The 26,006-nt window shown below is 67.1% G+C and carries 25 protein-coding genes and 1 tRNA gene; 7 read left to right on the top strand and 19 right to left on the bottom strand.

What is annotated here, in order from left to right; translation table 11 throughout:
* Positions 1–31: 31 nt before the first annotated feature.
* Positions 32–904 carry a 3-methyl-2-oxobutanoate hydroxymethyltransferase gene (panB, locus tag D4766_RS13240; protein WP_120717870.1) on the top strand — a complete coding sequence of 291 codons (873 nt, stop codon included), beginning with the start codon at positions 32–34 and terminating at the stop codon, positions 902–904.
* A 7-nt stretch (positions 905–911) separates the two neighbouring features.
* Positions 912–1,991, top strand: coding sequence for a DUF475 domain-containing protein (locus D4766_RS13235; RefSeq protein WP_120717869.1), 1,080 nt, complete (start codon positions 912–914; stop codon positions 1,989–1,991).
* Here the strand turns inward: D4766_RS13235 and D4766_RS13230 are convergent.
* The 7 genes from D4766_RS13230 to D4766_RS13200 all read right to left on the bottom strand — a co-directional run bounded on the left by D4766_RS13230 (position 1,936) and on the right by D4766_RS13200 (position 11,267).
* Positions 1,936–2,922 (bottom strand): bile acid:sodium symporter family protein, encoded by a 987-nt coding sequence (locus tag D4766_RS13230; RefSeq protein WP_120717868.1) that lies wholly within the window; start codon positions 2,920–2,922, stop codon positions 1,936–1,938. The genes D4766_RS13235 and D4766_RS13230 overlap by 56 nt on opposite strands.
* A 47-nt stretch (positions 2,923–2,969) precedes the next feature.
* Positions 2,970–4,526, bottom strand: coding sequence for a tetratricopeptide repeat protein (locus D4766_RS13225; protein WP_162935775.1), 1,557 nt, complete (start codon positions 4,524–4,526; stop codon positions 2,970–2,972).
* Between the two features lies 1 nt (position 4,527).
* A complete protein-coding gene (prsR, locus tag D4766_RS13220) occupies positions 4,528–5,898 on the bottom strand; it encodes a PEP-CTERM-box response regulator transcription factor (protein WP_120717866.1) in 1,371 nt (456 codons plus the stop codon).
* Positions 5,895–8,018, bottom strand: a complete 2,124-nt coding sequence (prsK, locus tag D4766_RS13215; protein ID WP_234024821.1) for an XrtA/PEP-CTERM system histidine kinase PrsK — start codon at positions 8,016–8,018, stop codon at positions 5,895–5,897. Before prsK ends, prsR begins: the two co-directional genes overlap by 4 nt.
* Entirely contained in the window at positions 8,008–9,393 is a 1,386-nt protein-coding gene (locus D4766_RS13210; RefSeq protein WP_120717864.1) for a TIGR03013 family XrtA/PEP-CTERM system glycosyltransferase, read from the bottom strand. The genes prsK and D4766_RS13210 overlap by 11 nt, the downstream gene beginning before the upstream one ends.
* A 116-nt stretch (positions 9,394–9,509) precedes the next feature.
* Complete coding sequence (locus D4766_RS13205) at positions 9,510–9,806, bottom strand: hypothetical protein (protein ID WP_120717863.1); 297 nt, start codon at positions 9,804–9,806, stop codon at positions 9,510–9,512.
* 81 nt (positions 9,807–9,887) lie between these two features.
* A complete protein-coding gene (locus D4766_RS13200) occupies positions 9,888–11,267 on the bottom strand; it encodes a helix-turn-helix domain-containing protein (protein WP_120717862.1) in 1,380 nt (459 codons plus the stop codon).
* Positions 11,268–11,407: 140 nt separating this feature from the next.
* Here D4766_RS13200 and D4766_RS13195 point away from each other — a divergent pair, with 140 nt between their 5' ends.
* From D4766_RS13195 to D4766_RS13185, 3 genes are all read left to right on the top strand, one after another.
* Positions 11,408–13,006 carry an isocitrate lyase gene (locus tag D4766_RS13195; protein WP_120717861.1) on the top strand — a complete coding sequence of 533 codons (1,599 nt, stop codon included), beginning with the start codon at positions 11,408–11,410 and terminating at the stop codon, positions 13,004–13,006.
* An 11-nt stretch (positions 13,007–13,017) separates the two neighbouring features.
* Positions 13,018–13,197 carry a hypothetical protein gene (locus D4766_RS13190; RefSeq protein ID WP_120717860.1) on the top strand — a complete coding sequence of 60 codons (180 nt, stop codon included), beginning with the start codon at positions 13,018–13,020 and terminating at the stop codon, positions 13,195–13,197.
* 123 nt (positions 13,198–13,320) lie between these two features.
* Positions 13,321–13,845, top strand: a complete 525-nt coding sequence (locus D4766_RS13185; protein WP_120717859.1) for a hypothetical protein — start codon at positions 13,321–13,323, stop codon at positions 13,843–13,845.
* A 15-nt stretch (positions 13,846–13,860) separates the two neighbouring features.
* Here D4766_RS13185 and D4766_RS13180 read toward each other — a convergent pair whose 3' ends face one another.
* The 5 genes from D4766_RS13180 to efp form a co-directional block, all read right to left on the bottom strand.
* Positions 13,861–15,174 (bottom strand): amidohydrolase, encoded by a 1,314-nt coding sequence (locus tag D4766_RS13180; RefSeq protein ID WP_120717858.1) that lies wholly within the window; start codon positions 15,172–15,174, stop codon positions 13,861–13,863.
* A gap of 23 nt (positions 15,175–15,197) precedes the next feature.
* Positions 15,198–17,000, bottom strand: a complete 1,803-nt coding sequence (locus D4766_RS13175) for an SLC13 family permease (protein WP_194955768.1) — start codon at positions 16,998–17,000, stop codon at positions 15,198–15,200.
* A 65-nt stretch (positions 17,001–17,065) separates the two neighbouring features.
* A tRNA-Leu gene (locus tag D4766_RS13170) sits at positions 17,066–17,150 on the bottom strand.
* A gap of 180 nt (positions 17,151–17,330) precedes the next feature.
* Positions 17,331–18,149: an inositol monophosphatase family protein gene (locus tag D4766_RS13165; RefSeq protein ID WP_120717857.1), complete on the bottom strand. Its 819-nt coding sequence runs from the start codon at positions 18,147–18,149 to the stop codon at positions 17,331–17,333.
* A gap of 7 nt (positions 18,150–18,156) precedes the next feature.
* Positions 18,157–18,720, bottom strand: coding sequence for an elongation factor P (efp, locus tag D4766_RS13160; protein ID WP_120717856.1), 564 nt, complete (start codon positions 18,718–18,720; stop codon positions 18,157–18,159).
* A 135-nt stretch (positions 18,721–18,855) separates the two neighbouring features.
* Between efp and D4766_RS13155 the strand changes: the two genes are divergently transcribed.
* Positions 18,856–19,221, top strand: a complete 366-nt coding sequence (locus D4766_RS13155) for a hypothetical protein (protein ID WP_162935774.1) — start codon at positions 18,856–18,858, stop codon at positions 19,219–19,221.
* 12 nt (positions 19,222–19,233) lie between these two features.
* Here D4766_RS13155 and D4766_RS13150 read toward each other — a convergent pair whose 3' ends face one another.
* The 3 genes from D4766_RS13150 to thiE all read right to left on the bottom strand — a co-directional run bounded on the left by D4766_RS13150 (position 19,234) and on the right by thiE (position 21,926).
* Positions 19,234–19,905, bottom strand: coding sequence for a M23 family metallopeptidase (locus tag D4766_RS13150; protein ID WP_194955767.1), 672 nt, complete (start codon positions 19,903–19,905; stop codon positions 19,234–19,236).
* 14 nt (positions 19,906–19,919) lie between these two features.
* Positions 19,920–21,194 (bottom strand): L,D-transpeptidase family protein, encoded by a 1,275-nt coding sequence (locus tag D4766_RS13145; protein ID WP_120717854.1) that lies wholly within the window; start codon positions 21,192–21,194, stop codon positions 19,920–19,922.
* A 78-nt stretch (positions 21,195–21,272) separates the two neighbouring features.
* On the bottom strand, positions 21,273–21,926 hold the full coding sequence (gene thiE, locus D4766_RS13140; protein WP_120717853.1) for a thiamine phosphate synthase: 654 nt from the start codon (positions 21,924–21,926) through the stop codon (positions 21,273–21,275).
* 39 nt (positions 21,927–21,965) lie between these two features.
* Here thiE and D4766_RS13135 point away from each other — a divergent pair, with 39 nt between their 5' ends.
* Positions 21,966–22,367 (top strand): hypothetical protein, encoded by a 402-nt coding sequence (locus D4766_RS13135; RefSeq protein WP_120717852.1) that lies wholly within the window; start codon positions 21,966–21,968, stop codon positions 22,365–22,367.
* Positions 22,368–22,382: 15 nt separating this feature from the next.
* On the opposite strand, the gene D4766_RS13130 is transcribed toward D4766_RS13135, so the two are convergent.
* The 4 genes from D4766_RS13130 to gap all read right to left on the bottom strand — a co-directional run bounded on the left by D4766_RS13130 (position 22,383) and on the right by gap (position 26,004).
* Positions 22,383–23,270: a fructose bisphosphate aldolase gene (locus tag D4766_RS13130; protein WP_120717851.1), complete on the bottom strand. Its 888-nt coding sequence runs from the start codon at positions 23,268–23,270 to the stop codon at positions 22,383–22,385.
* A gap of 75 nt (positions 23,271–23,345) precedes the next feature.
* Complete coding sequence (locus tag D4766_RS13125; RefSeq protein WP_120717850.1) at positions 23,346–23,801, bottom strand: PaaI family thioesterase; 456 nt, start codon at positions 23,799–23,801, stop codon at positions 23,346–23,348.
* Complete coding sequence (locus tag D4766_RS13120; RefSeq protein ID WP_120717849.1) at positions 23,798–24,997, bottom strand: phosphoglycerate kinase; 1,200 nt, start codon at positions 24,995–24,997, stop codon at positions 23,798–23,800. Before D4766_RS13120 ends, D4766_RS13125 begins: the two co-directional genes overlap by 4 nt.
* Complete coding sequence (gap, locus tag D4766_RS13115) at positions 24,997–26,004, bottom strand: type I glyceraldehyde-3-phosphate dehydrogenase (protein ID WP_120717848.1); 1,008 nt, start codon at positions 26,002–26,004, stop codon at positions 24,997–24,999. The genes D4766_RS13120 and gap overlap by 1 nt, the downstream gene beginning before the upstream one ends.
* Positions 26,005–26,006: the final 2 nt, after the last annotated feature.

Here is a 26,006-nt window from a genome sequence, read left to right as displayed (position 1 = left end):
CGCCTTGCGCGCCTCGCTAGAGCGGCGTTCCATGTCCACCACCTTCCAGCTCGACACCGCGACCAGCCGCGCCAACCCCACGCCGCAGCCGATGCGGCGGCTCACCGTACCCGCAATCAAGGGGCGCAAGGCCGACGGGAAGACCGCCGATCCGCTGGTCATGCTGACCGCCTACACCGCCCGCCAAGCACAGTTGCTCGACCAGCACTGTGACATGCTGCTGGTCGGGGACTCGCTGGGGCAGGTGATCTACGGTCTGCCGAGCACGCTGCAGGTGACGCTGGACATGATGGTCGCGCACGGGGCGGCGGTGGTCCGCGGAAGCTATCGCAGTCTCGTCATCGTCGACATGCCGTTCGGCACTTACGAGGCGAGCCCCGAGAAGGCGTTTGTGAGCGCAAGCCGGATCATGGCCGAAACCGGCTGCGCCGCGGTCAAGCTGGAAGGCGGCGCGGCGATGGCCGAAACGATCGCGTTTCTCTCGGGGCGCGGCATCCCGGTGATGGCGCACGTCGGCCTCACTCCCCAGGCGGTCAATTCCCTGGGCGGCTACGGCGCGCGCGGGCGCAGCGACGAGGAACACGCCAAGATCATGGCCGACGGCAAGGCGGTACAGGATGCCGGCGCCTTCGCGGTCGTCGCGGAAGGGGTGATCGAGCCGATCGCCATCGAACTCACCGGCGCGCTGACCATCCCCGTCATCGGCATCGGCGCGAGCGCCCGGTGCGACGGACAGGTCCTCGTCACCGAGGATATGCTCGGCATGTTCGAGCGCGTGCCCCGCTTCGTGAAGCGCTACGAGGACATGGCAAGCGTCATCTCGAAGGCCGCCGCAACATACGCCGCCGAAGTGCGCGACCGCAGCTTCCCGACGTCCGACCAGACCTACCAGCCCAAGGCCTAACCTTCCCATGCAGACGCTCAAGCGCTTCTACGGCTTTTCGCTGATCTTCACCCTCGTCTGCCTCGGTCTCGGGGTTTGGTACGGCCTTTCGAGCACCGGCAGCATCGGCGGAACCGCGCAGATGCTGTGGATCATCGTGGTGCTGTCGGTCCTCGAAATCTCGCTCAGCTTCGACAACGCGGTCGTGAACGCGTCCGTCCTCAAGGACATGGACCGGGTATGGCAAAAGCGGTTCCTCACCTGGGGGATCGCCTTCGCCGTGTTCGGCATGCGCATCGTCTTTCCGCTCGCGATCGTCGCGATCGCGGCGGGGATTGGACCGGTAGAGACGATCCGCCTGTCGCTTGACGACCCGGCCCAGTACGAGCGGCTCGTTTCCGGCGCGCACGTGGGCATCGCCGGGTTCGGCGGGGCGTTCCTCGCAATGGTCGGCCTCAAGTTCTTTTTCGACGGGGAGAAGGACGTCCACTGGATCGGCGCCTTCGAACGTTTCCTCGGTCGGTTTGCGGCGCTGCCGGCCGCCGAAATCGGCCTGCTCCTGCTGGCGATCTGGGGCATCTCCCTGCTTCTCCCCGATGCCGAAGCGCTGACGTTCGTCGTCGCCGGCATCCTGGGTATCGTCACGTTCATCGCGGTCGAGGGTGTCTCGACGCTGCTCGAACTGCACGAGGAGAAACAGCGGGTCGTCGGCGCAGCGGTACGCAGCGGCCTGGGCGGGTTCATCTACCTCAACATTCTCGACGCCAGCTTCAGCTTCGACGGCGTGATCGGGGCGTTCGCGCTGTCGAACAACATGATCGTGATTGCGCTGGGCCTGTCGATCGGCGCGATGTTCGTGCGCTCGATGACCATTCACCTCGTCGAGAAGGGCACTCTGGCGCAGTACCGCTATCTCGAACACGGCGCCTTCTGGGCGATCATCGTGCTCGGCGCAATCATGCTGCTGTCGGCCCGCTGGCATATCCCCGAAACGATCACCGGCCTCATCGGTGCAATCCTGATCGGGCTATCGCTGTGGTGGTCGGTCCGCTTCAACCGGGCGAATCCGGAGCCTGCGACATCTGCGAGCGAGCAGCCAGCCGGTTAGCCAGCGGGGCCGAGGCGACCAGTTGCAGCAGGTGGTAGGCAAGCAGCGGGAGCAGGACCATCCCGGCGACCGCCGGCGGAAACAGGATCGCGGCGAGTGGCGCTCCCATCGCGATGCTCTTGTGCCCGCCCGCGAACAGGAACGCGATCCGGTCCGGCCGCTCGAGCCGCGCGGCGCCCGACAGCAGCCATGCGCCGGCAAACCCCGCCGCAAGGAATACGATCACCCCGCCCAGCAGGATTGCCCAATCGAGCGGCGAGACCCGCGTCCACAGCCCCTGTTCCACCGCGCCCGACATCGCGACATAGACCGCGATCGCAATCGATATCCGGTCCATCCAGGTTACCAGCGACTTGTGCCGCGCGGTCCAGTCCGCCAGCCGCACCTGCAAAACCTGCCCGATCGCGAAGGGCAGGATCAGCATCGCGAAGACCTTCGCCAGTCCCCCCGCACCCATCGAGACCGCCGCCCCGCCGCCCAGCGCGGCAAACAGCGGCGCAGTCGCGAATACGCCGGCCACGTTGAGCAACGCGGCGGCCACCACCGAACTGGCAACATTTCCGCCGGCCAGCGATGAATAGGCGGTCGCCGATTGCACGGTCGACGGCAGGACGCCGAGGTAGAGGAACCCCAATGCGACGAGATACGGCAGGCTGCCCTCCAGTGCGACCGACAGTCCCTTCCCCGCCAGTGCCATTCCGCCGAAACACCACAGCGCCAGCGGCAGCAGAAAGCGCACATGGCCGATACCCCGCTTCACCTCTGCCCGCGGCAGCCGGAGGCCATTGAGCAGAAAAAGGAGGAAGATCGCCGCATTCGACACGCCCTGCACCACCGGTCTCGCAGCGCCGGTAGCGGGCACGATGCTGGCAAGCGCGATGGCAACGACCAGCAGGCGCACCATCGGGTCGATCCGGGACAACAGCTTCATCGCGCTGCCCTTGGCGCGCCCGGTGTGGGTTGTCGAGGAATCACCCGTTACTCCAGCCCGTCCAGCAGCGGATCGTTGCGGCCCAGCGTGCGCGCCCGCGCCGCCAGTGTCCGTGCCCGCGCCAACTCGCCCCGATCGACGAGCCGCCGCGCGAGGACGACCGCCGCATCAGCGTTCAGGGGCTCGCCCTCCAGATGGGAGGCGATCAGCGCAGTCGCCTCGGCCGGACGCCCCGACCGGTCATAAGCCGCTGCCATCCGCTTCGTCAGGGTCCACAGCTTCCGCACCGACGCTGCCTGGCGGTATAGCGCCAGTGCGCCGCGGGCATCCCCCGCTTCGAAAGCGGCATCGCCAGCCAGTGCCGCGGCGTCGGAGGAGCCGGGCACCCGGTTCAGAAATGCCTGCGCTTTCCGGCGGGCATCATCGGACCTTCCCTGCGTCAGCGAGGCGCGCACTTCCCTCACCACCGTCGCCCCGTCGAACCGCCCACCCGCGGCGGCGCCATCGGCCGCGGTTCCTGATGGAACGACGCGCAGAGTCATGGCTCCCGACGTCCGCGCCCGGTCGAGGTAGCGCGCCGCCTTCGCACGGTCTCCCAGCGCCTCGTGCGCGCGGCCGACGAGCATGGCGAAGTAGGGTGCATCGGCGCGATCGGCGAACCGGGCTACCAGTTCGCGGTTGTTGCCTCCCAGCATGAGCGCGCGCCCTAGCAGCATCGCAATACGCGTGTTGTCGGGCTGTGTTCTCAGCAATCGGTCGAGCCCCTGCGCGGCGCTTTCGTAATTGCCGTTGTCCATGTCGATGAGCGCGAGCAGCAACTTCGCCGCCGGTATCTCGCGATCGAGATCGCCGCCCCGCTGGAGGAGGCTGCGCGCGAGATCGGCATCGCCGGCGCGGGCGGCCAGGACGGCCTGGAGCCACAGAACCTTGGGATGCAAAGGATTGACCTCCGCAAGAACGCGGACGACCTCAAGCATCTCGCTATTGCGCCCAAGTTCACCCAGCGTCGCGGCATATTCGCCGAGCAGTCCGGGATCGCGTGGCGCGGCTTGAAATCCGCGCTGCAGCAGCGGGAGAGCGGCGGCGTTGCCCCGTGCATCGCGCACCAGCTGTGCGCGAAACAGCAGCGCGGCGGGGTCGTCCGGCCCGAGTTCGAGAGCACGCGTGGACGCCTCGATCGCCTGAACCTGCTCGCCGCCCCGCCAGCGCAGGCGCCCGATGTCGACCCACAGGTCCGGCTGGTCGCCTTTCTCGCCGAGCGCGCGGTCGAAAGCCCGCCCCGCGGCCGGAAAATCGCCCTGCTGCATCCGGAGCCGGCCCAGCATGTGATAGCCGTGCGCGGCGACATCGGGGGCAAAATCTGCGGGGGCCAGCCAGCCAACGGCGGCAGCCGTGTCGCCCTGGAGAAGTTCCGCCTCGCCGAGATACGGTGCAAACCTGCGCCGGTCGCCGCCCGCCGCGAGCTCCGATCGGAGCGCCACTTCCGCCCCGACCCCGTCGCCCGCGCGCAGCATCGCGCGCCAGTCGCCGGCGTGGCCTTCCCTGTCCCCGCCCCCGACCCCGCCGCATGCCGCCAGAATCAGCAGGGCGGGCAGCAGGAGCAACCTAGGTTTGCAGGTCATACTGCTTGATGAGATCGTAAAGCGTCGGGCGGCTGATCCCCAACATCTTGGCGCTGCTCGAAATGTTGCCTTCGCTCCTGGCAAGCGCGTGGCGGATCATCGCGCGGTCGGAACGCTCCCGGGCGCTCTTGAGGTTGAGCGCCTCGGTGCCCTCGTCCTCCGCCCCGGCGGCGAGGTCGAGGTCGCCCGCACCCACCAGCTTTCCGTCGGCCATGATGACGGCGCGCTTCACCCGGTTTTCCAGTTCGCGCACGTTGCCCGGCCAGTGCCAGCCGTCGATCGCCGCCAGCGCATCGGGCGCGAAGCCCTTGACTGCCGGATTCATCTCCGCGGCGAACCGGTGCAGGAAATGCTTGGCGAGCAGGACTGCATCGCCCGGACGTTCCGACAGCGCCGGAACCTTCACGACGATTTCCGCCAGCCGGTAGAACAGGTCCTCGCGGAAGGTCCCCGCAGCGATCATAGCTTCAAGGTTCTGATGGGTCGCACACACTATCCGCGTATCGACCGGGATCGCGGTGCGCCCGCCGATGCGCTCGATCGTGCGTTCCTGCAGGAACCGCAGCAGCTTCACCTGCAACGGCAGGGGGATGTCGCCGACCTCGTCGAGGAACAGGGTGCCGCCTTGGGCCTGTTCGATCTTGCCCTTGTTCTGCGCCACCGCGCCGGTGAATGCGCCCTTCTCGTGGCCGAACAGTTCGGCTTCCAGCAGCGTTTCGGGAATGGCCGCACAGTTGAGCGCGACGAAATTGCGGCCGCGCCGGTCGCTCGTATCATGGACCCCGCGCGCCAGCAATTCTTTGCCCGTTCCGCTTGCGCCGAGCAGCATGACCGAGACCCTGGTGTTCGCCACACGCTCGATCGTGCGGGCGACCTTCGCCATCTCGGGCGCGGCGGTGATCATGCTGCCGAGCACAGTCTTGTCCTCGCCGACCCTGGCCGCCAGCCGGCGGTTCTCAGCCTCGATCTCGTGTAGACCGAAAGCGCGGCGGACGATGAGGCCGAGCGCGTCGATATCGACCGGCTTCTGGTAGAAATCGTAGGCGCCCCGGTCGATCGCGGTCAGCGCGCTTTCGCGGGCGCCGTGTCCGCTGGCGACGATCACCTTGGTGTCGGGCTTCAGCGCCATGATCGCGTCGAGCACGGCAAACCCTTCACGCGTGCCGTCGGGTTCGGGCGGCAGGCCCAGGTCGAGCGTGACCACCGCCGGCTCGTCGGCCCGCAGCGCCGCCAGCGCGCTGTCGCGGTCGCCCGCAATAACGACGTCGAAATCCTCGTAGGCCCACTTGAGCTGGGCCTGCAGGCCTTCGTCGTCCTCGACCACGAGGAGTTTGGGTTTGGCCTTGCTCGTCATGCGACCTCGCGTTCGGGGGTGTGGTTGCCGAAGAAGCCCGCCGTTGCCGAAAGCGGCAGGACGACGGCAAAGCGCGTGCCGAGCCCGGGCCGGGATTGGACGTCGAGCCGTCCACCCATCGCGCGGACCAGTTCGCGCGCTTCGAACGCGCCGATGCCGAAGCCCCCGTCCTTCGACGAAACGAACGGCTTAAACAGCCCGTCGCGGACGAACTGCGCGCTCATGCCCGCGCCCGAATCGACCACTTCGATGCGGCCCTGAAGTCCGTCGCACGACACGTCGAGATTGACCGGTACGTCCGGCGCGCTCGCATCGAGGGCGTTCTGGACGAGATGAACCAGTGCCTGTTCCAGCCCCTCTGCGTTGGCGAGAACCACGCAGCGATCAGCGCGTGTCAGTTCGACGAGGTTGAGGTCGGCGAACCGGCCCGCCACACGCCGCGCGACCCGGGAAAGATCGACCGGCTCGCGCGCGGCATTGCCGCCGGCGCCGTAGCGCCCGAGCCGGGCGAGCAGCGCATTGAGCTTCTCGGCGCTCTTGGTGATGGTGACCAGCATGTCCTTGCGGAATTCCGGATTCTCGGCGTGCCGTTCGGCGTTGCGCGCAAGCAGCGATAGCTGGCTGGCGAGGTTCTTGATGTCGTGCATCACGAACGCGATGCGGCGGTTGAACTCGTCGAACCGGTTCGCTTCCAGCAGCGCGGCGTGCCCGGCCTGTTCTGCGAGATAGCTCGCGAGCTGGCGACCGGCCGCCTTGAGCAGGTCGAAATCCTCCCAGTCGAGCCGGCGCTGAACGACCGGACGGGCGAGGACGACGACGCCGACAAGGCGGTCGAAATGGATCAGCGGCACCACCGCCCATGCCTTCGCATCGCCGCGCAGCGCGGCAGGCACGCTCGCCTGCTCGCCGAACGCATCGGCCCCCCGGCGCACTTCGTCGAGCTCGATTACGGCGCCCGTCCGCTCCAGCGCGGCCGCGAATTCGGGCGGACAGGCACCGGTCGGCAGGTCGAGTTCGCTCCATTGCCAGTGCCCCGCGAGGTCGAGACTGCCGTCTTCCGCCGGTAGCAACAGCGCGGCGCCCTGGCTGTCGGTGATCTCGGCCAGCGCCTGCGCGGCGCGCTCGGGCAAGGCACGCCCGCCCGCGCCCGGTCGCCCGATCGTCTCGGTAAAGCGCAGCCACTCGGTCCGGTAGTCGTAACGGTGCTGGAACAGGTGCTTGAACGCCGTCACCCGCAGCCAGCCGCGCAGCCGCTGCGAAGGAAGCCACAGAATGCCCAGGATCGCGGCAAGCGCCACGAACCCGACCTGGGTGAGGCGGCCGATGCCGTCTCCCAGCAGGCTCAGCGACTGGGCGAGCACGACCATCGCGAGCAGGTATGCGCCGATGACCAGCAGCGATAGCGACTGGAACGCCACCGCGCGGCTCGGCATCAGCCGCAGGTCCGCCGCGCGGGCATTGGCACCTATGGCAAACAGCAGCGCGGCGGCCGCCGAAACGAGGCCGCGCAGCGCCGTCAGTTCGACGGGTATGCTCCCGGCAATCCAACTGATGGTGTAAAGGTTGAGCTGGTAGGCCCAGATGCCCGCCAGCGCCGCAGCCGGCCAGCGCAGCACCTGCCGTGCCGCCGCCGAGGCCCCGGCATATAGGTTGTGCAACAGCACGAGCGCGCCAACCGAGACCAGCGCTCGCAACAGAGCCTCGACCGAGAACGCGACCTGATGCGCCGCTCCGACGCCGCCGAACTGCAGGTCGACCACGAGGATCGCCGGCTGCAGGCACTCGACGACCGCCAGCACGATGACCAGCGGGCGGATCGGGGCGAGGCTCTGGTCGCGGCCGTCGGTGGCGAACAGGCGGTAGAGCACCACTATCCAAGCGAGATTGCGCGCCGTCTCGAGCAACGCGGAAAGCGGTGAGCCCGGCCCCCAGGCCGCCAGTGTTACGCACCACAGCGCGGTGATCGCGAGCGCCGCGACGACCGCGGGCCGCTCGCGCCGGGCCGGATCGGGATGCCCGAACAGCCATGCCGCCACGATCGCGCCCGCGATCGCCCCGGCCAGCGACAGGACGTAGCCTGTCAGCGCCCAGGTCGCCGCAGCGCCCATCTCAGCGCGCACCTTCCGGCCACAGGACCACTCGCAAGGTCTGCAGCAGGATCAGCAGGTCGAGGAAGGGCGTGTAGTTCTTGGCGTAATAAAGGTCGTATTCGAGCTTGCAGCGGGCGTCCTCGACGCTCGCGCCGTACGGATAGTTGATCTGCGCCCAGCCGGTAATGCCGGGCTTCACCATGTGCCGTTCGGCGTAATACGGCAGCTTGTCTTCGAGATCGGCGACGAACGGCGGCACTTCGGGGCGCGGTCCGACGAAGCTCATCCGGCCGGTGAGCACGGTCCAGACCTGCGGCAACTCGTCGATCCGCACCTTGCGGATGAACTTGCCGAGCCGGGTCACGCGCGGGTCGTTCTTCTCCGCCCAATTCGCCCCGCCCGCCTCGGCGTCGGTCCGCATAGAGCGCAGCTTGTGCACCGTGAACGGTTGACCGTAGAGGCCGACCCGGGTCTGGCGGAAGAACGCCGGCCCCTTGCTGTCGAGTTTCACCAGCAGCGCGAAAAGCGCGATGAGCGGAAAGGTGAGCGCCAGCAGGAGCCCGCTCGCGGCGACGTCGAACACACGCTTCGCCGCGCTCGACAGCATCCGGCCCGAACTGAAGCCGTCGGAAAAGATCAGCCAGCTGGGATTGAGCGTGTCGAGATCGACGCGCCCGGTCTCGCGCTCCATGAAGCTGGAAAAATCATTCACGTGGACGCCGTGCGTCTTGATCCGCAGCAGGTCCTTGAGCGGCAGCGAGTTGCGCCGTTCCTCCAGCGCCAGAACGACCTCGCTCGCGCCGATGTTCTCGACGAACCGGCCGAGGTCGTGGATCGCGCCGCGCGGAATCGCCTCTTCGAGAACCTGGGTGCCCTCGTTCATCCCGATGAAGCTGACGACGGCGAAGCCGCTTTCGGGCCGCTCCGACAAGGCTTTCAAACGTTTCGCACGCTCTCCCGCGCCCAGCACCAGCACTCGGCGGCGAAATGCCGAGGTGCCGATCACGCTGCCGACCAGCATTCTGTCTGCGACCAGCAGCCCTATGCTGAGGAACATCGCATAGAGCAGCGTCGATCGCCAGAAAGTGCTACCAGGCAGCGCGAAATCGATCACCGACAGCGCAATGATGCTGAGGCTGACGGCCACCAGCAAACGCGCCCCGGCATAGCGCATAGAGCGCAGCGCATCGGCGCCGTAGGTGCCCACCGCGATCATGGCGAGCCACACGACTCCGGCGAACAAAGCCAGCATGCCCGCTCGGTCTGCGATCGGGCCCACGCTCGATCCGATCTGCGTCGCCCGGATGTGCCACGCAGCCTCGCCCGCGCCGACCAGCAGCACGAGATCGAAGATCCCGAGCAGCATGACCGCATGCGGGATGTAGTGCTTGAATAGGCGGATCATCGTCTCGGCCCGGGCGCTCCTTGACCGGAGTGCCTAGGGCCGAGAGGTGAAATGTCGGTAAATTTTACACCGGGCCGCGAAACCGGGCCCGGCCGCAGGATGTGGGGGTTAACCGATCAGTTGTTGTTGGTAACGTTGTTGGCCGCATCCTCGACCGCGCTTCCCGCGGACTTGGCAGCATCGCCGACATCGTTGGCGGCATTGGCGATCGCGTTGTCCTTCGCGACTTCCGAACCGCTCATGTTCGAGAAGATCATGATGCCGGCAATGACCGCGATCACCAGCACGATGGCGATCAGCCAGCCGGATCCGCCACCGCTGCTGCGCGGTTCGCCATCGGTGATAACAGTGTGAGTCGTATGCGTGTCGCCGGTGGCCGGGTCGCGGGTTTCGGTGATGCGTTCTTCGGTCATTGCGATGTCTCCCTCATGGAATGCGGCGAAAACGTGCCATGGACGGTCGCGGTTCCGGAGACGTTGGTTAACCGTCTGCGATCAGCCGGAAAAACGGAACGGCGTTATCCCCTGTTCGATCGCCGAGAACTGGAGCGCAGCACCGCGCGGGGGGAGCGAGCGCTGGATGCACCCCTGAACCCGGCAGGCCGCACAGCCCGGGCCCGTGACGGTCGCGTCGCTTTCGCGCAGGGACACGCCGCGGGCGGCCGCGAGATCGCGGGCAAGCCGCGCCTCGATGCCCAGTACGACCGCGAACCGGGCGGACGCATCGGCGGCGGCGCGGCCATCGACGGTGCGCGCCATCGTGAGCCAGTGGGAAGGCGCCGCTCCGCTGCCGTCGACCCGTATCGGCTGGACCACGAATTCGCCCGCGCTCTCGAACGTGCGGTGCACGTCCCACAGCGGGCAGCTCGCATCTGCTTCCAGAAAAGTCGCACCGCTCGCACCCGAATATCGCTTGGAAAACTGCCCTGCCCGGTCGATCCGGCCCATGAAGAACGGCAGGCCGCGCTGGCCGACGCGTTGCAGCGTGGTGAGCCGGTGGGCGAGTGCCTCGAACCCCACCCCGAACCGGCGCATCAGGACGGGCAGGTCGTAACCCGTAGCGTCGCAGGCCCGCAGGAAACGGCCATAGGGCATGACCAGCGCGGCCGCCGCATATGCGGTGAGATGCCGTTCGAACAGGCGCCGCGCGCCCTCTTCCCCAAACTGCGCCCCCGCGCCGAGCGAAGCGATGTCGTCGCGAAATTCGAGCGCCGCGATCTGCATCGCGACCTGGAAGGTGCGGCTCGCCGGACCGAGCATCTCGTTCAGCTGCAACTGCCGAGCATGGAGGTCGAGCCGGCGCACGGCCTCGGGCAAGACTTCGCGGGGCAGTATGCGGATCGCGAGCTGGTGCCGCTCGCGCAGCCGTTCCGCCAGCGCGGCATAGGTATCGCTGCGGCTGAGGCGCAGTTCGTCGGCCAGCGTTTCGGCTGCCGTGTCGAGATCGGCGAAATGGTTGCGCCAGCGCTCGATCTCCCGCCGCGCTGCCCGAGCGGGATCGTCGCGGCGATCGGCGGGGGCGGCGTTGTCGTAGAGCCGCGCGAAGGCCGCCGCGGCATGGGGGGCGGCGGATAGAAACTCGGCCAGCTCGTCGCGATCGATCCCGAGATCGGCAAAGCGTTCGTCGGCCATGCGCCGCGCAAGCCCGTCGATCCCCCCGATCGTTTCGTCCTCGCGCAAGTTGCGGGGATCGAAGTCGAACTGCTCCGCCACCTGCACGACCACGCGGGCCGAAAGGGGCCGCTGATTGCGTTCGAGCAAATTGAGATAGCTCGGCGAGATTGCGAGCCGGCCTGCCATCGCGGACTGCGTCAGACCTTCGCGCTTGCGGAGACGGCGCAGTGCCGGTCCGGCGAACAGGGCAGCGTCAGCCATGGTTTGTCAATTCCTTTACAGCTTGACCGACCGAATAGCTGATTTAGACGCATGGATACAACAAATCCAGTAAATATCCCGTGCAATGTCACGTCTGCGATCACACGGTGGGGTCACACCTCCTCACAAGGGACACGATCATGACCTACCAGACGAGCATCTCCGACTTCCGCCGCACGATAGACGGCGCAGGCAACGGCTGGAACGCGATCGACGCGGAGAGCGCGGCACGCATGAAGCTGCAGAACCGCTTCCCAACCGGCCTCGACATCGCGCGCTACACGGCGAAGATCATGCGCGAGGACATGGCGGCTTACGACGCCGATCCCGCCGCCTACACCCAGTCGCTCGGCTGCTGGCACGGGTTCATCGGGCAGCAGAAGATGATCGCCATCAAGAAGCATTTCGGCACGACCAAGAAGCGGTATCTGTACCTGTCGGGCTGGATGATCGCCGCACTCCGCAGTGAATTCGGCCCCCTGCCCGACCAGTCGATGCACGAGAAAACTTCGGTCCCGGCGCTTATCGAGGAGCTCTACACCTTCCTCCGCCAGGCCGACGCGCGCGAACTCGGCGGCCTGTTCCGCGAACTCGACAAGGCCCGCGACAAGGGCGACGAGGTCGAGGCCAAGCGCATCCAGCAGGCGATCGACAATCACGAGACCCACATCGTGCCGATCATCGCCGACATCGACGCGGGCTTCGGCAATCCGGAGGCGACTTACCTCCTCGCCAAGAAGATGATCGAGGCGGGTGCCTGCGCGATCCAGATCGAGAACCAGGTCTCCGACGAGAAGCAGTGCGGCCACCAGGACGGCAAGGTCACCGTGCCGCACGAGGACTTTCTCCAGAAGATCCGCGCGGTCCGCTACGCCTTTCTCGAACTCGGTGTCGACGACGGCGTGATCGTCGCGCGCACCGACAGCCTCGGCGCGGGCCTGACGAAGCAGATCGCCTTCAGCAAGGAAGCCGGCGACCTCGGCGACCGGTACAACGCCTTCCTCGACTGCGAGGAGGTCGATGCCTCCACCCTCGGCAACGGCGACGTGCTGATCAGCCGCGATGGCAAGCTGCTGCGCCCCAAGCGTCTTCCGAGCAACCTCTACCAGTTCCGCGCCGGTACCGGAGAGGACCGCTGCGTGCTGGATTGCATCACGTCGCTGCAGAACGGCGCGGACCTGCTGTGGATCGAGACCGAGAAGCCGCACATCGGCCAGATCGGCGGCATGGTCGATCGCATCCGCGAGGTCATTCCCAATGCCAAGTTGGTCTACAACAACAGCCCCAGCTTCAACTGGACGCTGAATTTCCGCCAGCAGGTGTTCGATGCCTGGGTCGCCGATGGCAAGGACGTGTCCGCCTACGACCGCGACCGGTTGATGAGCATCGACTACGACGGCACCGATCTCGCCGCCGAAGCCGACGAGCGCATCCGCACCTTCCAGCGCGACAGCGCGGCACAGGCCGGCATCTTTCACCACCTGATCACGCTGCCGACCTACCACACCGCCGCGCTCAGCACCGACAATCTCGCCAAGCGCTACTTTGGCGAGGAAGGGATGCTCGGCTACGTCAAGCAGGTCCAGCGCGAGGAAATCCGCCAGGGTATCGCCTGCGTGAAGCATCAGAACATGGCCGGCAGCGACATCGGCGACGACCACAAGGAATACTTCGCCGGCGAAGCGGCGTTGAAGGCGGGCGGCGAGCACAACACAATGAACCAGTTCGCCGCGGCGTAAGGAGAGAAAGGATGACGACGATGACCGAGGAAACCGAAAAGGTCGAACCGGGCCGCGCCCGTGCCCTGCTTTCGACCGCCGACTTCCGCCTGCTGCGCACCGCGCTCACCGCCTATGCCCGCTCGGTCGACGACCGCGAGGAACTGGCGAAGATCAATGCGCTGCACCACCGGCTCGGCACCTACACTTGACCGGACACAGATCTCCTGGGGAGGAGAGACGGCCGCCGGGGGGCACCCTCCCCGGCGGCCGTCAATACATTCGCAACCAACGATGATTGCCGTGCGTTAGCCCGGCCGCCCTAAACGTGCGATATGGGCCGCCGAAACGCTACCGAACCGGTCACCGCGCAGATGTATCGTCATTTCGCGGTTGCGACGCTTGCCGCGACCGCGGCGCTGGCCATGTTCGCAAACGGCGAGAACCGCGAGGCAGTGGCCCGCGAGGTGGAAGCAGCGAAGCCCGCACCGCAGGCAGATAACAACAAGCTTTTCCGCCGCAGCCCTCACGCGGCACCCCCCGGGCAGTCTGCCGGGGGCGGTGGCTTCGACGCGTCGTTTGGCCAACCGATGGACGCTGTCGGCGCCGCGCCGCAGCGGTCCGGGTCGTTCGCCGGGATCGATCAGGCCGCCCCAGTGCCTGTTACGACGGACGGCGACGATTACGGCGTTTTACCTGAGATCTGGGCATCGTTGACGCAGGACGAGAAGAAAGCCGTTATAGCAAAGGTCGAGGCCGAACGGGCCGCGGCTGCGCGGCCGGAACGCGCGCGACAGATCGACGACCTGATGGCGGCATCGCGCGCTCGATCTGGTGGTTCAAGCGGCCTACCAAGCTGATCCGCGCTGTCGCGCTCAACCTCGCGGCATCAGGGCCATGGCCTCGGACGTCAGCGCTTCGGCGGCGGTGGCGATCACCTTTTCCGCATCGGGCGCCCAGAACGGCGAATGGAGCGACGGCAGCACCGTCCCCTCCGCCTTGGCCTTCGCGATAACCTCGGGCCGTTCCCCGCCGACCCAGAACAGGAACGAGCGGATCGCCTGCGGATCCTCGCGCCCGTAACGTGAGAAATCCTCGCCCGGCATGATCGGCCGCGCCACCGCAACGCGGTCTGCGCCGAACCGCTGGGCGAAACGCGCCGCGACTTCGGCGGCGAACCCGGGATCGTTGTACAGGGTGGGGGTGAAACCCTCGCCCGTGTCGACCACCGGCAGGAGATCGTCGGGAACCCCGCTCGCGATCGCTTCCCCCTTGGCGATGCGGCGGATGCCGTCGAGCAGGCGCTGGCGCTGCTGATCGCTGAAGCTGCGGACGGTGAGCTGGAGATGCGCGCTGTCGCCGATGATATTGTATTTCGACCCGGCATGGAAGCTGCCGACGGTCACGACCGCCGGATCGAGCGGGTCGTTCTCGCGGCTGACCAGCGTCTGCAACCGCATCACGATCGCGCTCGCCAGCACGATCGGATCCTTCGTCGTATGCGGCGCGGCGCCGTGGCCGCCCACGCCCTTCACCTCGATGTCCACGCTGTCGACGTTCGCCATCGCGGGTCCGGAGGCATACGTGATCTTGCCCGCCGGCGATCCCGACATGTCGTGAAACGCCAGCACCGCGTCGGGCTTGGGGAAGCGGGTGTAGAGCCCGTCCTTCAGCATCGCATCGGCGCCCTGCCCGGTCTCCTCGGCGGGCTGGCCGATCATCACGAGCGTGCCCTGCCACCGATCCTTGCGCGCAGCCATCAGCCGCGCGGTCTCGATCCAGGCGGTCATGTGGGTATCGTGCCCGCAGGCGTGCATGACCCCGGTTTCGCCGCCGGCCGCCTGTGCGCGCACGGTGCTCGCATAGGGAAGCCCGGTCTGCTCGACGACTGGCAGCGCATCCATGTCGGTGCGTACGAGCACGGTCGGCCCTTTGCCGTTGCGCATGACGGCGACGATGCCGGTCTTGCCGACGCCTTCGGTCACGGTGAATCCCGCCTTGCGCGCGGCATCGGCGAGGATCTTCGCGCTCCGGACTTCCTGGAACGAGAGCTCGGGATGCTGGTGAAGATCGCGGTAGATCGCGGTGAGCCCCGGCATGTCGGCGGCGATCGCATCGCGCAGTTCGTTCGCGTGAGCCGGTGTTGCCGCGACGAGGCCCGCAGCGGCCAGCAAGAGATACTTCCTCATCGGCTCCCCCTCTTCGAAATGCGTCAACGCAAGTTGTAGGTCAGCACCAGCAGGATCGACAGCGTCGTCACCATCAGCAGCACCAGCGGCACGCCGGTACGGATGTAGTCGCGGAACTCGTAGTCCCCTTCCGCCATGATCAGCATGTTCGTCTGGTAGGCGATGGGCGTGGCGTAGCACAGGTTGCAGCCGAACAGCACAGCCAAAATCAGCGGCTCTGGCGGCAGGCCAAGCTGCTGCGCGATGTTGAACGCGATGGGCGTGCCGACGGTCGCCGCCGTCGCGTTGCTGGCGAAGTTCGTCAGCAGCGTCACGAACAGCATGATGGCGGCGAGGATCGCGGCGGGCACGAGATGCTGGAGACCTTCGGCGAGCGCCTGGCCCAGCCACAACGCGGCGCCGGTGTCGCCGACCAGCCGGCCGATCGCGATACTCGCCGCGACGAGGACGATGACCTTCGCCGACAGCGCGCGTCCCACCCGGTCGAATTTCACGCAGCCGGTCACGAACATCAGGATGGCCCCCGCCAGCGCGCTGATGGCGATGGGGAGCAGGCCGACCGAAGCGAAACCCACGCTGCCGAGCATGATTGCCGCCGCCAGCACCGCCTTCGACCGGCGGGGAAGCTCGCGCACCCCTTCGAGCACCAGCAGGCTGTCGGCCCGGGCGAAGGACTGGAGGCTGTCGGCAAGCCCCATGACGAGAAGGACGTCGCCTTCCGCGATCCTGAGGTCGCCGCCTTCGGAATACTGGTCGCGCTGGGCCAGCATCGGGCGCGGACGATGAATGCCGAGGATCGCCACCCCGTGAAGGTCGGCCACGCCCGAGGTCGGCAGCGTGCGCCCGATCAATCGGGAATCGGCGGTCACGGTCATCTCGACCACCGCGATGTCCTCGCGCGTTTCACTGGATCTGCGGCGAATCTTGTCGATCACCCACGCAGGCGCGACCTCGCCCTTCAGCGTCCGCATCGCATCCTCGAGTGCGGAGTGGGTACCCGAGATGGTAAGGCGCGTTTCCGGTCCGAGAGGGCCGGTCGGCTGGTCGTGGAACTCGATCTCGCTGGGCAGCCGGGGCATGATCTCGGCCAGTTCCTGCCCGGTCATCATGCTGCCCGCCCCCAGCCGCAGCCGCGAGGTGAACCGGCGCGGCTCGAATGCCGCCGCGCTGGTGTTGTCGCGAAGCAGCCGCGGCATGACGAGCCAGAGATAGGGCAACGCGACCAGCGCCGCGACGAGGACGATCGGCGTGTAATGGAACACGCTCATCTCGGGCATCCCGAGATCGCGCGAGATGGACACGACGAGAACGTTGGTCGACGTGCCGATCGTGGTCGCCATGCCGCCGATCAGCACCGCGGCATTGAGCGGCATCAGGGTCTTCGAGGCCGGCATCCCCCCGCGCGAGGCGAGGCCCACGAAGACCGGCAGCAGCAGAACCAGCACCGGCGTGTCGTTAACCGCCATCGACAGGACCAGCGCGAAGAGCAAGGAAACCAGCAGGCCGACCTGCTGGTTGAACTTGAACAATCGCTCGAGGATGCGCGAAAACGGCTCGAGCGCGCCGGTCACGACCAGCCCCCGTCCCATGATCATCAGCGCGCAGATCGTGATGAGGGCGTAGTGCCCGAACCCGGAGAACGCGAGGCCGAGCCCGTCGGTGGGCTGGGTGCCAGGCAGCGGGAAGAAATACAGGCCGACCGCGATGACCGCGATGGTCAGCAGCGACACGATCTCCACGCTCATCCGCCCGCGGGCGAAGGCGACGAACATCGCCAGCGTGACGATCATCGCGCCGAGCGCGTGCGGATTGGGAGCGTCGATCATCGAAGCCGGTCCGTCCCATTGCGCGCGGCGGAATACAAGCGGTTATCGCCCGGCTGCGGTAATGGTGGTGCCCCTGGCCCGGCTCGAACGGGCACTCCTTTCGGAACTCGATTTTGAGTCGAGCGCGTCTACCAATTCCACCACAGGGGCCCCGGGAGGAAGCGCGTCGTTAGCGAGCGCCTCCACTTGGAGCAACCATTTCGACGGGTCGCTACTCGAGCGCGGTGATTTCCCGTCGCGCTACCGCTTCGCTACTCGAGCGCGGTAATGCCCCGTCGCGCTACCGCTTCGCTACTTGAGCGCGGTAATTCCCGTCGCGCTACCGCTTCGCTACTTGAGCGCGGTGACCAGCGCCTTGTGCAGCTTGGAATGCAATCCGTCGTTCGCTGCCAGCACCTGCCTGTCGCAGATCGGCAGGCTGCGCCCGCGGTAGTCGGTCACGAAGCCGCCGGCCTCGCGCACCAGCAGGCAGCCTGCCGCGCTGTCCCACGGCGACAGGTCGCTTTCCCAGAACGCATCGAACCGACCCGCGGCGACCCATGCCAGGTCGAGGCTCGCGGCACCGAACCGGCGGATGCCGGCGACCTGCGGGCCGATAGCGCCGAATATCCGCGCCCACTCGCCGAAATCGCCGTGCCCGCCATAAGGGATGCCGGTCGCGACGAGCGCGTCGGACATGCGACCGCGGCTCGACACGCGCAGGCGGCCGTCGTGCAGCCACGCTCCGCGGCTTTTTTCGGCCCAGAAGGTTTCGTCGGTGATCGGCTGATAGACCACGCCGGCGGTCACCTCGCCCCAGCCCGAACCGTCGAGCTTGGGTTCCTGGACAGCGATCGACACCGCGAAATGCGGAATGCCGTGCAGGAAGTTGCTCGTACCGTCGAGCGGATCGACGATGAAGCGCGGCTTGCCTTCGTCGCCGTCGATCTCGCCGCCTTCTTCCATCAGGAAGCCCCAACCCGGGCGCGCGACCTTGAGCTCGTCCCAGATCGCGCGTTCGGCCTGGCGATCGGCCTTCGACACGAAGTCCGACGGGCCCTTGCGGCTGACCTGCAGGTGCTCGACCTCGCCGAAGTCGCGTCGCAGCTTGCCGCCCGCCTTGCGCGCGGCCTTCTCCATCACGCGAATGATCCCGGAAATGGCAGCCATGACGCGCTCAGCCGGCCTTGCCGACGTAGCTCTGTTCGTAGACGTCGACCACGATCCGAGTGCCGCTCTCGATATGCGGCGGGACCATGATGCGCACGCCGTTGTCGAGCATCGCGGGCTTGTAGCTGGACGAGGCGGTCTGCCCCTTCACCACGGCGTCGGCCTCGACGATCGTGGCCTCGACCTGCTGCGGCAGCTCGACGGAGATCGGCTTTTCGTCCCACAGTTCCAGCATCACTTCCATGCCGTCCTGCAGGAACGGGCGCGCGTCGCCCAGGAGGTCCGACGGCAGGTTGATCTGCTCGTAAGTGTCCTTGTCCATGAAGACGAGCATGTCGCCGTCCTCGTAGAGGAACTGGTAGTCCTTCGTGTCCAGCCGCACCTTCTCGACCGTGTCGGCACTGCGGAAGCGGACGTTGGTCTTCCGGCCGTCCTGCAGGTTCTTCATCTCGACCTGCATGTAGGCCCCGCCCTTGCCCGGCTGGGTGTGCTGGATCTTGGCGACCTTCCAGATGCCGCCTTCGTATTCGAGGATGTTGCCGGGACGGATGTCCACGCCGGAGATCTTCATGGGGGAAAGAGCCTTGTTGCAGGAATTCGCGCGTATCGCCGCCGGGCGATCGCACCATGGCGCGCCCATAGCGGCAAGCCCGCCGCGCGGCAAGGCGGGTGGCGGCGCGGCGGCGCAGGTGGTATGGCGGCGGTCATGGTCGCTCGCACACTCTCCCTCGCCGCGTCTGCCGCGCTACTTGCCCACGTACCGGCCCATGCCGAAGGCCGCCTCGGCACCTTGCCGCAGGGCCGCTACCTGTGCGAATTGCCAGGCGATGCCACCGGTCCGGCGTCGATACCGGTGCCGAGCGCGTGGTTCGATATCGTCAACGCCTCGAGCTACAGGGCCGAGGGCGGCGCCGGAACCTACCTGCTGACGGAAAAGACGGTCGTCTTCACGCGCGGCCCGATGAAGGGCGCCCGCTTCGTGCGGACCGGGCAGCGCGCGCTGGAGCGCACGGACCTGACCGGAAAGATGGCCGACCTGCGCTGCGTGCGCACCGGGCGCAGCGCGTCCTAGCCGGGCCCTGTCTTACCTCCCGCCCAGCAAGGGGTAGGGATTGATCGCGGTCGCCGGTTCCCACCACTCGGCATCCTTCGTCGTGCGCATGATCGCGAAGTGGAGATGCGGCGCATCGGGGCTGGCATTGCCAGTGGAGCCCACCGTGCCGATCCGCTGACCGCGGCGTAGTTTCTGCCCTTCCTGAAGGCCCTGCGCATACTCGGCCAGATGGGCGTAGTAGTAGATCGTGCGCCCATTGTCCGACCGGACGTAGATCGTCTTGCCGCCGGCATCGGACAAGAACAGCTTCTCAACTGTGCCGGGAGCGGCGGAAGTGACCGTCGTCCCTTCCGGCGCCATGATGTCGATCGCATCGTGTATGCGCGTGCCCCCGCCCCGGGCGGCCGTGAACGTGTCGCTGAGGTCCGCGACGCCGATGCCCATTACGGGGATCTGCAGGGTCCTCAGTTCCCCTTCATCGGGCATCGACTGGCTTACGGTATCGAGCGCGGGCGCGCGCGCCGTGCCCGACGCCATGGTGGGCGCAGGGCTCGGCGCGGCGTCGGCAGGACGGGTCTTGCCGATCTGGCTCGCGCCGTCCGCCCGCTCCATCAAAGTGCCGCCCGCCACGATCCACACCGCGCTGGTCAGCGTGGCCGTGACGACGATGGTCAGCGCACGATCGAGAGCGGTAAGGGCCATGGCTGACTGCCGGGCTACTTGACGAATTCGACCTTGGTGGACGTATCGACCATCTGGGCAAGCCGCGCCGCGTCCCAGTTCGTCAGGCGCACGCACCCGTGGCTCTGCGCACGGCCGATGGTTTCGGGTTCGGGCGTGCCGTGGATGCCGTAGTGTTCCTTGCTGAGGTCGATCCACACGACCCCGACCGGGCCGTTCGGCCCCGGCGGCAGGTCGTAGCTCTTGCCGCTCTTGCGGCCGCCGGTCAGGACTTCGGGATCGTAGGCGAACGTGGGGTTGTGTCCGATGCCGAGGATCTTCCAGTTGCCGATCGGCAGCGGGAATTCGCTCGACCCCGAGCTGACGGTGAACATCACCTTGAGCTTGCCGGCCTGATCATATCCCTTGAGCGTGTCGCCCGACTTGCTGACGACGATCCGCGCGAGCTTGGGCTGCTCGGTACCGACGCCCAGCATCTGGAGCGTCTGCTGCCAGTCCGGATCGTCCACGGCGCCCGGCGCGATGCGATCGCCGCCGATATTGGGCACGCGCACCAGCTGTCCGGCCTTGAACGTCGAGGGGTTGGCCGGCGGCGGGGTGAAGCCCTTCGCATCGTTCGACGATGCCGAGGGAGTCGGCGTCGGCTTGGCAGAGGCGCTCGCGGTCGGCGCCGGGCTGGCCGAGCCGGAATGCGCCGGGGTGGCACCCGCCATGCCCTGCTGACCGGCGGTCATTCCGGCCGGTTGCCCGTTGGGATTGAGCATCTTCAGCACGTCGATCGTGGTGTGGAAACGCTCGGCCAGCTTTTCGTCGAGGCTCTGGTAGCCGAGCCGCTCCATCTTGGCTTGGTCTTCCGCATCGGCGGGGGTGCGATTGTATTCGAGGGTGCCCCATCCGGCAGGAATGCGCACGACACGCGTGGCGGGAATCGTGTTCCACTGCGCCAGCTTGGCCTTCGTCGCTTCGTCCAGTTCGCCCGAGACGGTGAGGCCGTTGGCCTCTTGAAAGCCCTCGAGCGCATTCGTCGTCGACATTCCCATCTTGCCGTCGATCACACCGGGTCCGAAGCCCTGGCGGTCGAGCACGACCTGCGCCTGCATGATCGGGCGTTCCTCGGTATCCTTGATGTCGGGAATATCCGACGCGGCGGCATCCGCACCGTCGCGCGAGGCCATCGAATCGGCCATGTTCTCGGTGGTGGAGTTCGCCGAACGATCAGCCGCGGCCTCGTCGTCGTTGTAGCGATCCGTGCCGTTCATGCCGCAGGCGGCGAGCGCCAGGAGCGAAGCGGCGGCGATGAAAGTGCGCATTCGAAAAGTCCCCTCTGTCGGGACGCGACCCGTCCCTCGCTAGCGCAAACGGACGATGCGCCGAAAATATCCTGACGATCAGTCCGGCCGGGGCGCGGCTTCGGCGATCGCCCGGTGAAAGGCCGCGACGTTAGCTGCCGGATCGCCGGTCCACACGGCAGCCGATATCGCCAGAAAGTCGGCACCGGCGGTCACCAGCGGGCCGCAATTGGCCGGTGTGATCCCGCCGATCGCAACGCAGGGAATCTCGAAGATCGACTGCCACCATTCGAGGATGTCGAGCCCGGGCCGATGCTCGCTGGCCTTCGTGGAGCTTGGGAAAAACGCGCCGAAGGCGACGTAATCCGCCCCAGCCTCGCCGGCCTCCATCGCGAAATGGCGGCTGTCGTGACAGGTCACGCCGATCTGCGCCTCTCGCCCCAGGATTTCGCGTGCCTCGCGCGGGTCGCCGTCGCCCTGCCCCAAATGCACCCCGTCCGCTCCGATCCGCTTCGCCAGCGCGACCGAATCGTTGACGATGAAGGCGCAGTCGTGTGCCGCACAGATATCCTGCAACGGCACGGCGAGGCGCGCCGCCTCGTGCTGGTCGACGTCCTTTACCCGGAACTGGAACGCCGCCACGGGTCCGCCGCCGAGCGCTGCTTCCAGACGGTCCGGAAAGTCGCTTCCGACGTCGAGCGGAGAGATGAGATAGAGCTCGCTGGTGGTCATCGCGCGACAGGTAGCGGCCATTCAGGGGGCCGCAAGGGGGCGCGGCGCGTTATGCGAGTCATGAAGACCATTGCAGCGTTCATCGCTCCGCCCGTTCTCCTCGGCGCTCTCGCCGGATGCATCCTCGTGCCACCGCCCGAAACGGTGGCGCCGCAGCCGCAGGGGTATGCCGTCCCGCTCGGTGTGCCGGTACAGGTCGGCGACATGTCGGTGACGCCGAAGAAACTGGTGGAGGACAGCCGCTGCCCGATGAACGCGCGCTGCGTATGGGCGGGCCGCGTGGTGGTGACGACCCGCATACAGGGGCCGGGGTTCTCCGACACCGCCGACCTCACGCTGGGCGAACCGTACGGCACGAACGGCCGGATGCTCGCGCTGGTCGGCGTGCGGCCGGACAAGACCACGCAAGCGGGCGAGATTCCCGCGCGCGACTACCGTTTCACGTTCGAGGCCCGCCGCTAGGGCGGACCGTGCCGGTCAGGCGATCGAGGCTGCCTGGATGCGGTCGATCGCGTTCGACAGCGTCGTGTCGAACTCGTCGTCGCTCTGCTGGTGGCGCAGGTCCTGCAGCAGTCCGCGGCTAAAACTCGCGATCATGCCGGGGTTCTGCTCCAGCTTCTCGCAAGCCTCGTCGGTGGAATATCCCCCCGACAGCGCGACCACCCGCAGCACCTTCGGGTGCTCGATCAGCGGGCGGTAGAGGTCCGCCTCGACCGGGATCGAAAGTTTCAGCATGACCTGCTGACCTTCGGGCAGCGCGTCCAGCCCTTCGAGGATGGCGTCGCGCAGTACCTTCTCGCCTTCGGCCCGGTCAGCAGCGTGGATGTCGTATTCGGGCTCGAGCATGGGGACGAGCCCGGTCGAGAGGATGCGCGCGCCTTCGGCGAACTGCTGGTGGACGATTTCCTTGATGCCGGCGGGATCGTTCGACTTGATCACGCTGCGCATCTTGGTGCCGAACACGCCCTTGGCTTTTGCCCGGGTGCACAGCGCCTCGAGCTCGGCCATCGGCTTCATCAGCTGGACGCCGTTCGCCTCGTCCTCCAGCCCCTTGTCGACCTTGAGGAACGGCACGACGCCGCGTTCGGCCAGACGTTCGGGGACCGGCTGGCCGCCGCTTTCCCCGTCCATCGTCTTTTCGAACAGGATCGCGCCGATGACCTTGCCGTTGCCGAAGCAGGGGCTCTCGATGATCCGGCTGCGCATTGCGTGGATCGCGGCGAACATCTCGTCGTCGCCCGACCAGCTATCGTCCTCGATACCGTAGCCTTTCAGCGCCTTGGGCGTGGACCCGCCCGACTGGTCGAGCGCGGCGATGAAGCCTTCCCCGGTGGCGATGCGGTCGGTCATTTCGGCGTGGTTCATCGTCGTCCCTCAAGTCCATGCATAGGTATGCGCGCGGCCGCCAATAGCCAGCCTGCGGGTCGCCCGCAACCTCGCTCAGTCGCGCTTCTGAAGCTTCCGGATGATCCCGTCGAACCGCAGCGCGGGGGACCCGTCAGCCGTGACGGTGCCGGCAACGAAGATCGTCTTGCCGCCGCCGCGCACGACCTCGCCCCGCGCCTCGACCAGCTGCCCGACACGCACCTGCGACAGGAAGTCGCCGGCCAGGTGCATGGTGACCGAATGATGGCCGTCGAGCTCGTGGCGGGCGATCGAAAACAGCGCGCCATCGGCAAAAGTCATCAGGCACCCGCCGTGCATGAAACCGCCGCCGTTCATGTGGCGCGGCTCTGCCCGGAAGGCGACGACGCAGCTGCCATCGTCCTGCTGCCGTTCGTAGAACGGACCGGCGCGGTCTTCGAAGGGATCGCCCTTCCAGTATGTCCAGCCGGCGAACTCGCCTTCGGTCTGGGGCACGCGCCCGGTCACCGTGTCGGGTACTTGCTCGCTCATGCCGTCAGCGCCTTCACACCCGGCAGTTCGCGCCCTTCCATCCATTCGAGGAAGGCGCCGCCCGCCGTCGAAACGTAGGTAAAGTCGCCCGCCACGCCGGCGTGGTTCAACGCTGCCACGGTATCGCCGCCCCCGGCGACCGACGTCAGGCTGCCGTCCTGGGTCAGCGCCGCGGCGGTCTTCGCCAGCGCCACCGTGGCTTCGTCGAACGGCGGCGTCTCGAAGGCTCCGAGCGGACCGTTCCACACCAGCGTGCGGCAGGTCTTGAGCACGTCGCCAAGCGACTCGGTCGCGGCGGGGCCGATGTCCAGGATCATCTCGTCGGCCGCGACTTCGTGGACGTTGCAGGTCCGCAAGGACGATGGGTTGGCGGCGAATTCCTTCGCGACCACGACGTCGTAGGGCAGATGCACCGTGCAGCCGGCGTGATCGGCCTTGTCCATGATTGCGTTGGCGGTCGCGGCGAGATCATGTTCGCACAGCGACTTGCCGACATCGACGCCGCGCGCCGCGAGGAAGGTATTGGCCATCCCGCCGCCGATGATCAGGTGCTGCACCCGCCCGACGAGGTTCTCGAGCACGGCGAGCTTGGTCGAGACCTTCGCCCCGCCGACCACCGCGGCGACCGGCTGTTCGGGGCTGCCGAGCGCGGCGTCGAGCGCCTTCAGTTCCCTTTCCATCGCGCGGCCGGCATAGGCGGGCAACAGATGCGCCAGCCCCTCGGTCGTCGCGTGCGCGCGGTGCGCGGCGGAAAACGCATCGTTGACGTAGAAGTCGCCGACCGCCGCGATCCCGCGTGCGAATTCGGGATCGTTGGCTTCCTCGCCCGGCCAGAAGCGGACGTTGTCGAGCAGGCCGATGTCGCCGTCGCGCAGGATGCCGACCGACTGTTCGACCACCGGCCCCATGACCTCGGGAATGAACATGATCTCGCGGCCGAGCACCCGCTCGACGTCGCCCATGACCATGCTCGTGCTCATGACCGAACTGCGCTGGCCCTTCGGCCGCCCGAAGTGCGCCAGCAGCAGGACCTTGGCGCCCGCATCGGCGAGTTCGAGGATCGTGGGCGCGCTCGCTTCGACGCGGGTGACGTCGCTCGCGCGCCCTTCGTGCATAGGCAGGTTGAGGTCGACGCGGACGAGCGCGACCTTGCCGCGCACGTCGCCAAGGTCGTCGAGGGTGCGGAAGGCGGCCATCAGAGCAGCCCGGCCATCACCCCGGCGGTGTCGATCATGCGGTTCGAGAAACCCCATTCGTTGTCGTACCAGCTGACCACGCGGCCGAGCTTCGATTCCAGGACCGCCGTTTCCAGCGAATCGACGGTAGAAGACGCCGGGTAGTGATTGAAATCACTCGAAACCAGCGGCTGGTCGGTGTAGTCGAGAACGCCCTTCATGGGGCCGTTGGCCGCTGCCTTCAGCGCCTCGTTGATCTCCTCGGCCGAAGTGTCGCGGCCCGGCACGAACACGAGGTCGATCATCGACACATTGGGGGTCGGCACGCGGACCGAGCTGCCGTCGAGCTTGCCCTTCAGTTCGGGTAGCACGAGGCCGACCGCGCGCGCGGCGCCGGTGGTGGTCGGGATCATGTTCTGCGCACCGCCGCGCGCCCGGCGCAAATCCTTGTGGATCTGGTCGAGCATCCGCTGGTCGTTGGTGTAGCTGTGGATCGTGGTCATGAAGCCGCGCTCGATGCCCATCGCATCGTTCAGCACCTTGGCGACCGGGGCGAGGCAGTTCGTGGTGCAGCTGGCGTTCGAGACGATGTCGTCGTCGGCGGTCAGGCTGTCCTGGTTGACGCCGAAGACGATCGTCTTGCTGACGCCCGTCGCCGGGGCCGAAATCAGCACGCGCCTGGCGCCCGCCGACAGGTGCGGTCGCGCCGCCTCGTCCGACTGGAAGAAGCCGGTGCATTCGAGCACGATATCGACGCCGTTGTCGCCATGGGGCAGCTTGCCCGGGTCCTTTTCAGCCGTCACCCGAATGTGGCGGCCGTTGACGACGAGGTCGTTGCCATCGGTCTCGACGGTGCCGGGGAAGCGACCGTGCGTGCTGTCGAAGCCGAACAGCAGCGCGTTGGAAGCAGTGTCGGCGAGATCGTTGATGCTCACCAGTTCGAGATCGTGGTCGGTCCGCTCGAGGATCGCGCGCGCCACAAGGCGGCCGATGCGCCCGAAACCGTTGATCGCAACTTTCGTCGCCATGT

The organism is Tsuneonella amylolytica, assembly GCF_003626915.1.
GTDB lineage: Bacteria > Pseudomonadota > Alphaproteobacteria > Sphingomonadales > Sphingomonadaceae > Tsuneonella > Tsuneonella amylolytica.
The sequence above is the reverse complement of the archived record's forward strand: the minus strand, read 5'-3'. Positions and strand labels throughout refer to the sequence as shown.

Coding starts and splice junctions, on each gene's coding strand:
- panB (WP_120717870.1), top strand. CDS start 32: ATGTCCACCACCTTCCAGCTCGACACCGCGACCAGCCGCGCCAACCCC.
- D4766_RS13235 (WP_120717869.1), top strand. CDS start 912: ATGCAGACGCTCAAGCGCTTCTACGGCTTTTCGCTGATCTTCACCCTC.
- D4766_RS13230 (WP_120717868.1), bottom strand. CDS start 2,922: ATGAAGCTGTTGTCCCGGATCGACCCGATGGTGCGCCTGCTGGTCGTT.
- prsR (WP_120717866.1), bottom strand. CDS start 5,898: ATGACGAGCAAGGCCAAACCCAAACTCCTCGTGGTCGAGGACGACGAA.
- D4766_RS13210 (WP_120717864.1), bottom strand. CDS start 9,393: ATGATCCGCCTATTCAAGCACTACATCCCGCATGCGGTCATGCTGCTC.
- D4766_RS13205 (WP_120717863.1), bottom strand. CDS start 9,806: ATGACCGAAGAACGCATCACCGAAACCCGCGACCCGGCCACCGGCGAC.
- D4766_RS13200 (WP_120717862.1), bottom strand. CDS start 11,267: ATGGCTGACGCTGCCCTGTTCGCCGGACCGGCACTGCGCCGTCTCCGC.
- D4766_RS13195 (WP_120717861.1), top strand. CDS start 11,408: ATGACCTACCAGACGAGCATCTCCGACTTCCGCCGCACGATAGACGGC.
- D4766_RS13190 (WP_120717860.1), top strand. CDS start 13,018: ATGACGACGATGACCGAGGAAACCGAAAAGGTCGAACCGGGCCGCGCC.
- D4766_RS13185 (WP_120717859.1), top strand. CDS start 13,321: ATGGGCCGCCGAAACGCTACCGAACCGGTCACCGCGCAGATGTATCGT.
- D4766_RS13180 (WP_120717858.1), bottom strand. CDS start 15,174: ATGAGGAAGTATCTCTTGCTGGCCGCTGCGGGCCTCGTCGCGGCAACA.
- D4766_RS13175 (WP_194955768.1), bottom strand. CDS start 17,000: ATGATCGACGCTCCCAATCCGCACGCGCTCGGCGCGATGATCGTCACG.
- D4766_RS13165 (WP_120717857.1), bottom strand. CDS start 18,149: ATGGCTGCCATTTCCGGGATCATTCGCGTGATGGAGAAGGCCGCGCGC.
- efp (WP_120717856.1), bottom strand. CDS start 18,720: ATGAAGATCTCCGGCGTGGACATCCGTCCCGGCAACATCCTCGAATAC.
- D4766_RS13155 (WP_162935774.1), top strand. CDS start 18,856: ATGGTCGCTCGCACACTCTCCCTCGCCGCGTCTGCCGCGCTACTTGCC.
- D4766_RS13150 (WP_194955767.1), bottom strand. CDS start 19,905: ATGGCCCTTACCGCTCTCGATCGTGCGCTGACCATCGTCGTCACGGCC.
- D4766_RS13145 (WP_120717854.1), bottom strand. CDS start 21,194: ATGCGCACTTTCATCGCCGCCGCTTCGCTCCTGGCGCTCGCCGCCTGC.
- thiE (WP_120717853.1), bottom strand. CDS start 21,926: ATGGCCGCTACCTGTCGCGCGATGACCACCAGCGAGCTCTATCTCATC.
- D4766_RS13135 (WP_120717852.1), top strand. CDS start 21,966: ATGAAGACCATTGCAGCGTTCATCGCTCCGCCCGTTCTCCTCGGCGCT.
- D4766_RS13130 (WP_120717851.1), bottom strand. CDS start 23,270: ATGAACCACGCCGAAATGACCGACCGCATCGCCACCGGGGAAGGCTTC.
- D4766_RS13125 (WP_120717850.1), bottom strand. CDS start 23,801: ATGAGCGAGCAAGTACCCGACACGGTGACCGGGCGCGTGCCCCAGACC.
- D4766_RS13120 (WP_120717849.1), bottom strand. CDS start 24,997: ATGGCCGCCTTCCGCACCCTCGACGACCTTGGCGACGTGCGCGGCAAG.
- gap (WP_120717848.1), bottom strand. CDS start 26,004: ATGGCGACGAAAGTTGCGATCAACGGTTTCGGGCGCATCGGCCGCCTT.